An 11838-nucleotide genomic window follows, 5' to 3' on the forward strand; every position below is an offset into this window, starting at 1 on the left:
GAACGAGACAATGACAGGATTTAAACAACACACCGGCTTGGTCGTTCCCTTGGATGCCGCCAACGTCGATACCGATGCCATCATCCCTAAGCAGTTTCTGCAGAAAGTGACGCGCACTGGTTTTGGCAAGCACCTGTTCCATGACTGGCGCTTCCTCGACGATGCCGGCGAGCAGCCTAACCCAGAATTTGTGATGAATGCGCCGCGCTACCAAGGTGCCAGCATCTTGCTGGCACGCGAAAACTTCGGCTGTGGCTCGTCGCGTGAACACGCCCCGTGGGCACTGGCCGATTACGGTATCCAGGTGATGATCGCGCCAAGCTTTGCCGATATCTTCTACGGCAACTCGATCAACAACCAAATGGTACCGGTTCGCCTGACCGAACAAGAAGTCGATGAGATCTTCCAGTACGTCGAGGCCAACGAAGGCGCGGAGATCACGGTAGACTTGGAGGCTATGCAGGTCACGGCCAACGGCAAGCAGTACAGCTTCGAGATTGACGAATTCCGCCGCCACTGCCTGTTGAATGGTTTGGACAACATCGGCCTGACCTTGCAGCACGAAGACAAGATTGCCGAGTACGAAAGTAAGATCCCTGCGTTCTTGGCGTAACGCCATTACTGTTTTCGCCAAATACTGAAAACACAAATGCCCCAGTTCATTATGGCTGGGGCGTATTTTTTTCTTTTTGCAATAAACTCCCCTCACACCAGGTCGTCTAAGCTAGTGATACCCAGGTAATTTGTATTAACTTGGGTGAAATAACCGAGGATATCCTATGCGCTTTTTTGTCAGCCTGCTGCTTCTCATCTTATCGGCCTGCGCCTTCGCCGCTCCCAAAGCCGATCTCTGGCCCTACTGGCAGCAATACGCCACTACCGACTCGCAAACGGTCGACCACAGCCGCTGGCAGCGCCTGCTCGATAAGTATTTGGTTGTCCAGCCCAACCAAACCCTGTTTCGCTATAACCAGGTGACCGACAGCGACAAGTATGAGCTGGATCGCTACCTGCGCGACCTGACGAGGCTTGATCCACGCCAACTGAGCCGCCACGAGCAGTTTGCCTATTGGGTCAACCTCTACAATGCCCAGACGGTCAAACTGATCCTCGATAGCTACCCCGTGTCATCCATCACCAAACTGGGCGGTTTTTTCAGTTTCGGACCGTGGGATCAGCAAGTGCTTACCATCAACGGCAAAACCCTATCCCTCAATGATATCGAGCACCGCATATTGCGCCCGATCTGGCGCGACCCGCGTATCCATTATGCGGTCAACTGCGCCAGCCTGGGGTGTCCGGATCTCCAACCGGAGGTATTTACGGCCAGCAACCGCGAGCGCTTGCTGGACAAGGCGGCCACCCGCTTTATCAACAGCCGCAAGGGCGTCAATACGCAGGGCGGCAAAACCAAGCTCTCTTCGATTTATGACTGGTACGGCAGCGATTTCGGTAGTCAGGCCCAGCTACAGAAACACATCAACCAGTATCGTCAAGGTACGCCAATCAGCCTTGGCAATGTCAGCTATGACTACGATTGGTCGCTCAATGAGCTCAGGTAACCGGCCACCCCAACCGCTCTCCATGCCTAAGCCAGCATAATCATACGTTCCTGCTGGCAACCCGTAGCCCGGCACATTACAATAACAAGCGTTCTCATTGGGGAGCGCTTGTCTGGTAGCACTGCGCTATCAGAGCAAGCTGCTGAGATTGCCGCGGCAAGACCCACAGAACCTGATCCAGTTAGTACTGGCGTAGGAATTGAGTTCGATACGGTAAGCCTTCTTATCCCGCCGGGTTGGCATGACGCCAGCCTGCGGCTCAACCCTGTGCCGCTCGTACGATTATTTTTCCTCTTGCCGGACGCAAGAGCATCAGGAGCGCATAGTGAAAAAAATACTCCCACTTGTTACTTTAGCCGCCATGCCAGCACTGGCTGCGGACAATACCCTTACGGTTTACACCTACAGCTCTTTCGCCTCTGACTGGGGGCCGGGACCAGCCATCGAGCAAGCGTTCGAGGCACAGTGCGAATGCAACCTGGAATTTGTCGCCCTGGATGACGGGGTGTCGATCCTCAACCGTATCCGCCTCGAAGGCAAGCGCACCAAAGCCGATGTATTGCTTGGGCTCGATAACAACCTGATTGCCGAGGCCAAGAAAACGGGCCTGCTGGCCGAGCACCAAGTGGACACCAGTAAACTCACCCTGCCAAACGGCTGGAGCGATACCACCTTCGTGCCTTACGACTATGGTTACTTTGCCTTTGTCTATGACCGCACCAAACTGGACAACCCGCCGAAAAGCTTGGATGAGCTGGTCAGCCGTGATGATCTGACTATCATCTACCAAGATCCGCGCACCTCGACGCCGGGCCAGGGCCTGATGCTGTGGGTGAAGTCAGTCTACGGCGACCAGGCACCGCAAGCCTGGCAGCAGCTGGCCAAGAAAACAGTCACGGTTACCAAGGGCTGGTCTGAGGCCTACAGCATGTTCCTCAAGGGCGAGTCAGATATGGTGCTCTCTTACACCACCTCGCCTGCCTATCACCTGATTGCCGAGCAGGACGATAAATACCAGGCAGCCGACTTCAGCGAGGGCCATTACATGCAAGTGGAAGTGGCGGCCAAACTCAAAACCAGCCCTAACCAGACGCTGGCCGACGAGTTTCTTGCCTTTATCCTGACCCCGGAGTTCCAATCCGTGATCCCGACGGGCAACTGGATGTATCCGGTAACGGATGTCGCCCAGCCAGCCGAGTTCAAGGTTCTCACCCTACCGGGCAAGGCCCTGGAGTTTTCTGCCGAGGAGGTTGCCAAGCAACGCAGGAACTGGGTACGCGAGTGGCAACAGGCTCTGACCAAGTAGCAGGCACTCACTTTTGAACACACGCAATACCCAACTGATGCCCGGCCTTGTCACCGCCGGGCTTATCCTGTGCCTGGTGATCAGCGCCCTTGGTGCCCTGGTCAATGAGGCCAGTGCTCTCGACATTGCCTCGCTATGGCACGATCCCTACCTACGCCATATTACCGGTTTCTCCTTTACCCAGGCCCTGCTTTCAACCCTACTGAGCACGCTGCCGGCGATCCCGGTTGCCTATGCCCTGTCACGCCGGCAATTTCCCGGCAAAGCCTTGCTGATGCGGATCTTTGCCATGACCCTGGTGCTGCCGGTACTGGTCGCGGTATTCGGCCTGCTGGCGATCTACGGCAACAACGGTGTGCTAACCGGGGTACTGGCAATGCTGGGCTGGCAGGGCAGCTTTTCACTCTACGGCCTGCAGGGGATCTTGTTGGCCCATGTTTTCCTCAACCTCCCTCTGGCAGCACGGCTGTTTGTCCAAAGCCTCGAGGGGATCCCCTTTGAGCAGCACCAATTGGCCACCCATCTCGGTATGTCGAGCTGGCAGACCTTCCGCTTCGTTGCCTGGCCACGACTGCGCCAGCAACTTCCCCATGTCGTCAGCCTGATCTTTATGCTGTGCTTTACCAGCTTTGCGGTCATCATGGCACTGGGCGGCGGCCCCAAGGCAACCACGATTGAGCTGGCTATCTACCAGGCCCTGCGCTACGACTTCGACCTGGCCGGCGGTGCGATTCTCGCCCTGTGGCAGATGCTGCTGTGTTGCAGCCTGGTGCTATTGAGCCAGCGCTTTGCCAAGCCGCTGGCGACCTCGAGCCAATCCATCACAAGCCGGCGCCAGAGCCAGTTTGACAGTCTGGCCAGCCGCTGCTGGGACTGGGGCTGGATCGGGTTGGCCCTGCTGCTGGTACTCCCCCCGCTGATTGCGGTCATCCTTGCCGGGTTCAACAGCCAAACCCTCACCTCGCTGCGCAGCCCCGGGCTGTGGCAGGCAGTATTCAACTCACTGCGGATCGCCAGTCTGGCTTGTCTTTTGGCAGTGGTTGGCGGGGTGGCAATCCTTCTGACCAGCAGGCAATGGCGGCTTCGCCACCAGCGCTGGCAGGCTGATGGCCTGGATCTGATCGGCACCATTATCCTGGTCACGCCGGGGCTGGTCCTGAGTACCGGGATCTTCCTGCTGCTGCGCCAGTTCACCGATGCGTTTGCCGTCGCTTTCTGGGTTGTCATCGCAGTCAATGCCCTGATGGCGCTGCCGTATGTACTCAAAACCCTCAGCCAGCCCATGCTCCACGTTGCCCAGCAATATGATCCCTTGTGCCAAAGCCTCGGGATGGCCGGGCTATCGCGGCTCAAGCTGGTGGAATGGCGGGCCTTGAAAAAGCCATTTGCCCAGTCTCTGGCGATCGGCTTTGTCCTGTCACTCGGTGACTTGGGCGCAATCGCGCTGTTTGGCAGCCAGGATTTCCAGACCCTGCCACTGTATTTGTTCCAGTTACTCGGCAGCTACCAGATGGACGCCGCCGCCGTGGCTGCCCTGATCCTGCTCACCCTTAGCCTCGGTCTCTTCTCCTTGGTTGAAAAACTGATCATCCGGACTCCATGATGTTAATTTTGCAGCGCCTACAACATTGCTTCCATCACCCCAAGCAACCCGGCCAATCTACCCAGCTATGTTTCGACCTCAGCGTAGAGGCCGGAGATATTGTCGCCCTGCTCGGCCCGAGCGGTGCCGGTAAAAGTACCCTGCTTGCCATGGTGGCAGGCTTCCTCGCCCCCGACAGCGGCACGCTGACGGTCAACGGCCAGCCTATCGTCCAGCAGCACCCGGCCCAGCGGCCGCTCTCAATCTTGTTTCAGGAGCACAACCTGTTCCCCCACCTGAGTGTGTATGAAAATATCGGCCTCGGCTTGAACCCGGCCCTCAAGCTCAGCAACGAACAGAAAGAGCAAGTGGTGGTCGCCGCGGCGAAAGTTGGGCTCCAGGGCTACCTTGACCGCCTGCCGGAGCAACTCTCCGGCGGCCAGCGCCAGCGGGTGGCCTTGGCACGCTGCCTGATCCGCCAGCGCCCTCTACTGCTGCTTGATGAGCCGTTCTCGGCCCTGGATCCGGCACTGCGCAAGGAAATGCTGGAGCTGGTCAGCAAACTGGCCCGGGAGCAGGGAACGACCGTGCTGATGGTCACCCATAGCCCAGAGGATGCCCTGAAAATTGCCGACAGGTGCGCCTTTATCTACCAGGGGCGGGTGAAGGTGTTTGGTCCGTGCCGGGACGTTTTGGCCGCCCCCAGCGATCCTGCCCTGGTACATTACCTCGGCCACTGAGGGGCATGAACGGAAAAGCGAGCCAGATGGCTCGCTTTTGCTAATAGGTTACAGATAAGACCTGCAGGTACTACAGGTTTTCCTCGGCGAACTCAGCCAACCGGCTGCGGACAACGCCATTGAGATAGATATTGGCACTGCCCTCAAAATTCTTGAAACGCTCGACGATATAGGTCAAGCCCGACGTAACAGGAGACAGGTAACTGGAGTCAATCTGGGCCAGGTTACCGGAACAAACCAGCTTGGTGCCCTCCCCGCAGCGAGTGATGATGGTTTTGATCTGGGAGGCGGTGAGATTCTGACACTCATCCAGTAATACAAATGCATTCTGGATGGAACGTCCGCGCATAAAGTTAATCGATTTAAATTGAATATTGGCCTTGTCGTAAATGTACTTCATCGAGCCATCGGTACACACATCGTGTTTGTGCAAAGCCTCCATGGTATCGGTGACCGCCGCCAGCCATGGCATCATTTTCTCTTCCTCAGTACCCGGTAGGTAACCAATGGACTCTGCTATTTCCGGGGTATTACGGGTCACGATGATCTTGTCATACATCCCTTTTTCTATCACTTGCTCCAACGCCGCTGCCATGGCCAGAATGGTTTTACCACACCCGGCAGGACCCGTTAGGATCACCAGGTCAATTTTCGGGTCCATCAAAGCATCCAGCGCCATGCCCTGGTAGATGTTTTTCGGGTGGATCCCCCAGGCCTGGCGGCTTAGCATCCGCTCGTGGCCGATATCTTTCAAGGTCAGGGTTCCAGCATCAATCGATTGGACCCGACCGGCAAAGTCACTGTCCTCGTCAATCAGATATTGGTTGATAAATGGCGCCTCGAACAACTCCGCTGGCAGAGTATGCACGGTCGAGCGTCCCTTCTTCTCCGAATAGCATTCACCGACCCGCTCCCAGAAGTTGCCACTGAACTGGTAGAACCCCTTGGTCAGCATTTTGACATCATCAATCAGCTGGTCGGTGCGATAGTCGTCGACAAAACAGACCCCGGCCCCTTTGGCACGCAGCCGCATATTGATGTCTTTGGTGATCAGTACCACTTCTCGCGGGGCGTAGTGGGCCTGGAGAAACAGTACGCCATTGAGGATACGGTTATCCCCTGCCTTGTCGGCAAAGGCGTGGACCGTTTCGGTGACTTCGTAATCGGCAAAAATGGCAACCTTGCCAAGCTCGCCACCTTGTGGGCTAAGAGGAATACCCTCGGCGATTTGCTCGGGGGTGGCGTCATGGAAGATATCTTCCAGGGTGCGGATGGCAACCCGGGCATCACGGGAGACATCCCGCTTACTGTCCTTGATGCGATCGAGTTCTTCGAGCACCGTCATCGGAATAACAACATCATGCTCTTTGAAGGAATAAACTGCGAGGGGCTCATGAAGCAGAATATTGGTGTCTAGAACGAAAACTTTCCTGCCAGCTTCATCCATAGGTACCTCCTTGGTAACAAAACGGTGGGTGCTCCACCAGGGTATTTCCTGTGCCCGCCAAACGGGGGTAATACTATTTAAGACCGGAGATAATTAAAAAAATGTGACAGTTACAGTTTGGTACTTTCTTGTCACAATGACCGTGACCTTGCTCACGGCTTGCAGTAACATTACTCCCCTTTTTACCGGTGCGGATTCTGGCTTACACTTATATACCGATACTCGCTGCCAGCGGCAGCTGGTAGATACCATCTAGTACGGTATTACTTTGAGTGTAGTTCATAAATGCTGGTGCATCGGCTTAGCATTTTCCTTAATTTCAAATAATTAGAAGGTTTTAACCACTATGCCATTTGCTTTGGGCCAACGTTGGATCAGTGATACTGAAAGTGATCTGGGTCTAGGTACGGTCGTGGCTGTCGATGCCAGAACCGTGACTCTGATGTTCTCAGCCAGTGAAGAGAACCGACTTTATGCGCGCAATGATGCCCCCGTGACCCGTGTAATGTTCAATGTCGGTGATGTGGTTGAAAGCCATGACGGCTGGTCGCTCAATGTCGAGCAGGTCGACGAAACCGGCGGCGTCTTTACCTACATCGGTACCCGTACCGATACCGGCGAAGAGAATGTCGCCCTGCGTGAGATTTTCCTCAGCAACCAAATCCGCTTCAACAAGCCGCAGGACAAACTGTTCGCCGGCCAGATTGACCGGATGGATCGCTTTGCGTTGCGCTATCGCGCGCTCAAGAACCAGTACGAGCAACACAAGAGCCCGTTGCGTGGCCTGTGCGGTATGCGTGCCGGCCTGATCCCCCACCAGCTTTACATCGCCCATGAAGTCGGCCGCCGCTATGCGCCGCGCGTACTGCTGGCCGATGAAGTCGGCCTGGGTAAAACTATCGAGGCCGGGATGATCATCCACCAGCAGGTGCTGTCGGGCCGGGCCGAGCGTATCTTGATCCTGGTACCTGAGACCCTGCAGCACCAGTGGCTGGTCGAAATGATGCGCCGCTTCAACCTGCACTTCTCAATTTTCGACGAAGAGCGCTGCGTCGAAGCCTTTGCCGATTCAGCCAACCCGTTCGATACCGCCCAGTACGTGCTGTGCTCGCTGGACTTCCTGCGCAAAAGCCGCCGCCGCTTCGAGCAAGCGCTGGATGCCGACTGGGATCTGCTGGTGGTCGATGAAGCCCACCACCTTGAGTGGAGCGAAGACAAGCCGAGCCGCCAATACCAGGTGGTAGAGGAGCTGGCCGAAAAGGCGCCGGGCGTGCTGCTGCTGACGGCAACCCCAGAACAATTGGGCCACGAGAGCCACTTTGCCCGCCTGCGCCTGCTCGACCCGGACCGTTTCTACGACTACGACGCCTTCGTCGAAGAAGAACGCCAGTATGCCCCGGTCGCCGATGCGGTATCCCGCCTGCTGTCTGGCGAGAAGCTCGACAACGACGCCAAGAATACCCTGGTGGAGTTGCTGCCGGAGCAAGATATCGAACCGATGCTGCGCATTATCGAAGCCGATAATCTCGACCCAGAGCAACAGCAGACCGTTCGCCACGAACTGATCGACAACTTGATGGACCGCCACGGTACCGGTCGCGTACTGTTCCGAAACACCCGCGCCGCTATCAAGGGCTTCCCGCAGCGCCACCTCAACATGTATCCGCTGGACTTGCCATCGCAGTACCAAACCGCCATGCGCGTAGCCGGTATGATGGGCGGCAAAATGAGCGTGGAGCAAAAGGCCTTCAAGCTGCTGTACCCAGAAGATATCTACCAGGAGTTCGAAGGTGACTCCGCAACCTGGTGGCATTTCGACCCACGCGTAAACTGGCTGCTGGATATGCTCAAAGCCAACCGCCAGGAAAAAGTGCTGGTGATCTGCTCTCGCGCCCAAACAGCCCTGATCCTCGAGCAAGCTCTGCGTGAGCGCGAGGGGATCCGTGCCACCGTGTTCCACGAAGGCATGTCGATCATCGAGCGCGACAAGGCTGCCGCCTACTTCGCCCAGGAAGAAGACGGTGCCCAGGTACTACTGTGTTCTGAGATTGGCTCGGAAGGCCGCAACTTCCAGTTCGCCAACCAGTTGGTGATGTTCGATCTACCGAACAACCCGGATCTGCTTGAACAGCGCATCGGCCGTCTTGACCGTATTGGCCAGAAGCGTGATATCGAAATTCATGTGCCGCACCTACAGGGCACCTCGCAAGCCCTACTGGCCCGCTGGTACAACGAAGGTCTTAATGCCTTTGAAGAAACCTGTCCGACCGGCCGTGCCGTGTACGATGCCTTCAGCGGCGATCTGCTGGAGCTGCTGGCCAGCGACAAGCCTGACGGCGACCAACTCGATGAGCTCATCGAAAAAAGTGCATCAATGCACCATGAGCTCAAGGGTAAGCTGGAGCAAGGCCGTGACCGCCTGCTGGAAATCCATTCCAACGGCGGCGCTGACGCCCAGAAGCTGGTTGAAGAGATCAGCAGCAAAGACGGCGACACCAATCTGGTGACCTTTGCCCTTGGTCTGTTCGATACTATCGGCCTGAACCAGGACGACAAAGGCGAGAACGCCATTGTGGTAACCCCGTCTGAGCACATGATGGTGGCGAGCTACCCAGGCCTGCCTTACGATGGTTGTACCATCACCTTCGACCGTGACACCGCGCTATCACGTGAAGATCTGCACTTCATCAGCTGGGAGCACCCGATGATCCAGGGCGGTATCGATCTGCTGCTGTCCGAAGGTGTCGGTACCACGGCGGTATCGCTGCTGAAGAACAAGGCGCTGCCTGCGGGTACCTTGCTGCTTGAGTTGGTGTATGTGGTTGATGCCCAGGCACCGAAGCAATCCGGTATCGGCCGCTTCCTGCCGAAGACACCGATCCGCATCTTGCTAGACGCCAAGGGCAACAACCTGTCGGCCAAGGTCGAGTTCGAAGGCTTCAACCGCCAGCTGAGCCCGGTTAACCGCCACCTTGGCAGCAAGCTGGTGAACTCGGTGCAGAAAGATATTCACACCTTGATTGAAAGTGCTGAACAAGTGGTATCCGGTGAGCTGGTTGCTATCCGCGACGCAGCCCAAGCCGAGATGGAAGCAACGCTACGCGCAGAGCTGGATCGTCTCCAGGCTCTGAAGGCGGTCAACCCGAATATTCGTGACGACGAGCTTGAGCTGATCGAAAACCAAATCGAGGAGCTCACCGGCTACATCGCCAAGGCGCAGATCCAACTGGACTCGCTACGCCTTATCGTAGTCAGCCACGGTTAAGCGCCCTGTCGCATCGCTATTTCCAGCCGCCTTCACAGGCGGCTTTTTTGTTTCAGGCGCATTACGCCGCGGGCAATTATGCTATTATCGCCGCCTTCCAATTTCACGGCCTCTTTTACCGGCCCTTATAGCGGACCCTGCGACCATGAGCACACTGCCAGAGATTGATTACAACCCCCCCAAAGATCCTTGGTTGGATATCCTGTACCAGGACGACGATATCATTGCCGTCAACAAGCCGTCAGGCATGCTCTCGAACCCAGGCCGTGATCCTGCGTTCCATGACAGTATCTATGCTCGGGTATTGGCCGACTTCCCTGACTCGCACATCATCCACCGCCTTGATATGGCCACCTCAGGCTTGATTGTCCTCGCCCTGAACAAAGAGGCCGAACGCGATCTCAAGGCCCAGTTCCGCGAGCGCCGTACCGAAAAGGTCTATTATGCCCGTGCATTCGGCCATATCGAGCAAGACAGCGGGACTATCGACCTGCCGCTGATCTGCGATTGGCCAAACCGGCCGAAGCAAAAGGTCTGCTTTGACGACGGCAAGCCTTCCGTTACTCACTATCAAGTCCTTGAGCGAGGCAACAACGCCAGCCTGGTCCGCCTGCGTCCGATCACCGGCCGCTCCCACCAGCTGCGAGTTCACCTGCTTGCCTTGGGCCATCCGATCCTCGGTGATGGCTTCTACGCCCACCCGGAGGCCAAAGCGATGGCCCCGCGCCTGCAGCTCCATGCCGCAGAGCTGAGCTTCTTCCACCCGCGCAGCGGGGCGCCGATGCACCTGTTCGCGCCATGTGAGTTCTTTACCGGGGCACCGCAAAAGACCCTACCGGATCACTATTCCAAATCCTAGGGGTTGAGTTGGCCGCCGAGGATAGTGTGTACTAAGCCCACTATCCTCGATCCTATATTTGGCTAACCATGGAACACATTGTCTTTCTCGACCGCGACACGATACCGGACCACATCGCTCTTCCTTCCCCGGAGTTTGATCACCAATGGACACAGTATTCGTCCACCCACCCCGAACAGATCATCGAACGGCTCAGGGATGCAACCATCGCCATTACCAATAAAGTGGTTCTTGATGCAGCGATCCTAGCCCAACTGCCAAAGCTCAAGATGATCGCCATTGCCGCCACCGGCACCAACAACGTTGATCTGGCATACTGCCGCCAGCAGGGCATCACAGTGAGCAATATCCGTGGCTACGCCATCGATTCAGTGCCCGAGCACGCCGTTGCCATGATGTTCGCCTTGCGCCGCAACCTATTGGGCTATCATCGTGATATCCAGCAAGGCGTCTGGCAGGAAAAGAAGCAGTTCTGCTTTTTCACCCACCCTATCGGTGATATTCGCGGCGCGACCCTGGGCATTATCGGTGGCGGAGGATTGGGGCAGGCCATGGCCACCCTTGGGCGGGCACTGGGAATGAAAGTGATCTTTGCCGACAGGAAAGGCGCTCCGCAAAGCCGAGAGGGATACCTGCCTTTCAGCCATGTCCTGGAGCAGGCCGACGTGATCAGCCTGCACTGCCCGCTCAACCACGAAACCCGCAATATCATCGGCCGTGCTGAGCTCAAGCAGATGAAAAACAGTGCCATCGTGATCAATACCGGCCGCGGCGGGCTGGTGGACGAGCGGGCCCTGATCGATGCCTTGGCCTCGGGCGAAATCGCCGGGGCCGGCTGCGATGTCTTCACCGAGGAGCCAGCCGGGAAGGATAACCCGCTGATTGCCAACAGCCACTTGCCGAACCTGCTGCTGACCCCGCACGTTGCCTGGGGCTCAGACAGTGCCATCCAGGCCCTGGCCAACCAGCTTGTCGACAACCTCAATGCGTTTGCCGCCGGCATACCGCAGAATCAGGTTTGATGGGTACGCACCGGCCCTAAAAAGCAAAAAGGCGAGACCAACGGTCTCGCCTTTT

The 11838-nt window shown here is 56.9% G+C and carries 9 protein-coding genes and 1 riboswitch; of the genes, 8 read left to right on the plus strand and 1 reads right to left on the minus strand.

Annotation, left to right across the window (positions count from 1 at the left end):
* The first annotated feature begins 10 nt into the window (after positions 1–10).
* The 5 genes from leuD (at position 11) to thiQ (ending at position 5190) form a co-directional block, all read left to right on the plus strand.
* Positions 11–613, plus strand: coding sequence for a 3-isopropylmalate dehydratase small subunit (leuD, locus tag PTW35_RS15670; RefSeq protein ID WP_281025778.1), 603 nt, complete (start codon positions 11–13; stop codon positions 611–613).
* Between the two features lie 166 nt (positions 614–779).
* Positions 780–1562 carry a DUF547 domain-containing protein gene (locus tag PTW35_RS15675; RefSeq protein ID WP_281025779.1) on the plus strand — a complete coding sequence of 261 codons (783 nt, stop codon included), beginning with the start codon at positions 780–782 and terminating at the stop codon, positions 1560–1562.
* 88 nt (positions 1563–1650) lie between these two features.
* Positions 1651–1778, plus strand: a riboswitch (TPP riboswitch).
* A gap of 109 nt (positions 1779–1887) precedes the next feature.
* Complete coding sequence (gene thiB / locus PTW35_RS15680; protein WP_281025780.1) at positions 1888–2868, plus strand: thiamine ABC transporter substrate binding subunit; 981 nt, start codon at positions 1888–1890, stop codon at positions 2866–2868.
* Between the two features lie 37 nt (positions 2869–2905).
* Complete coding sequence (gene thiP / locus PTW35_RS15685) at positions 2906–4471, plus strand: thiamine/thiamine pyrophosphate ABC transporter permease ThiP (protein ID WP_281027532.1); 1566 nt, start codon at positions 2906–2908, stop codon at positions 4469–4471.
* A complete protein-coding gene (gene thiQ / locus PTW35_RS15690) occupies positions 4471–5190 on the plus strand; it encodes a thiamine ABC transporter ATP-binding protein (protein WP_281027533.1) in 720 nt (239 codons plus the stop codon). Before thiP ends, thiQ begins: the two co-directional genes overlap by 1 nt.
* A 70-nt stretch (positions 5191–5260) precedes the next feature.
* Here thiQ and PTW35_RS15695 read toward each other — a convergent pair whose 3' ends face one another.
* A complete protein-coding gene (locus tag PTW35_RS15695; protein WP_281025781.1) occupies positions 5261–6637 on the minus strand; it encodes a PhoH family protein in 1377 nt (458 codons plus the stop codon).
* Positions 6638–6983: 346 nt separating this feature from the next.
* Here PTW35_RS15695 and rapA point away from each other — a divergent pair, with 346 nt between their 5' ends.
* The 3 genes from rapA (at position 6984) to PTW35_RS15710 (ending at position 11783) form a co-directional block, all read left to right on the plus strand.
* Positions 6984–9902, plus strand: coding sequence for an RNA polymerase-associated protein RapA (gene rapA, locus PTW35_RS15700; protein WP_281025782.1), 2919 nt, complete (start codon positions 6984–6986; stop codon positions 9900–9902).
* Positions 9903–10047: 145 nt separating this feature from the next.
* A complete protein-coding gene (rluA, locus tag PTW35_RS15705) occupies positions 10048–10761 on the plus strand; it encodes a bifunctional tRNA pseudouridine(32) synthase/23S rRNA pseudouridine(746) synthase RluA (protein WP_281025783.1) in 714 nt (237 codons plus the stop codon).
* A gap of 68 nt (positions 10762–10829) precedes the next feature.
* Entirely contained in the window at positions 10830–11783 is a 954-nt protein-coding gene (locus PTW35_RS15710; protein WP_281025784.1) for a D-2-hydroxyacid dehydrogenase, read from the plus strand.
* The last annotated feature ends 55 nt before the right edge of the window (positions 11784–11838 follow it).

This window comes from Photobacterium sp. DA100 (genome assembly GCF_029223585.1).
Lineage (GTDB): Bacteria > Pseudomonadota > Gammaproteobacteria > Enterobacterales > Vibrionaceae > Photobacterium.

What these genes read in the sequence shown, in the direction of transcription:
- thiP (WP_281027532.1), top strand. Translation starts at nt 2,906, where the DNA reads ATGCCCGGCCTTGTCACCGCCGGGCTTATCCTGTGCCTGGTGATCAGC.
- rluA (WP_281025783.1), top strand. Translation starts at nt 10,048, where the DNA reads ATGAGCACACTGCCAGAGATTGATTACAACCCCCCCAAAGATCCTTGG.
- PTW35_RS15675 (WP_281025779.1), top strand. Translation starts at nt 780, where the DNA reads ATGCGCTTTTTTGTCAGCCTGCTGCTTCTCATCTTATCGGCCTGCGCC.
- leuD (WP_281025778.1), top strand. Translation starts at nt 11, where the DNA reads ATGACAGGATTTAAACAACACACCGGCTTGGTCGTTCCCTTGGATGCC.
- rapA (WP_281025782.1), top strand. Translation starts at nt 6,984, where the DNA reads ATGCCATTTGCTTTGGGCCAACGTTGGATCAGTGATACTGAAAGTGAT.
- PTW35_RS15695 (WP_281025781.1), bottom strand. Translation starts at nt 6,637, where the DNA reads ATGGATGAAGCTGGCAGGAAAGTTTTCGTTCTAGACACCAATATTCTG.
- PTW35_RS15710 (WP_281025784.1), top strand. Translation starts at nt 10,830, where the DNA reads ATGGAACACATTGTCTTTCTCGACCGCGACACGATACCGGACCACATC.
- thiQ (WP_281027533.1), top strand. Translation starts at nt 4,471, where the DNA reads ATGTTAATTTTGCAGCGCCTACAACATTGCTTCCATCACCCCAAGCAA.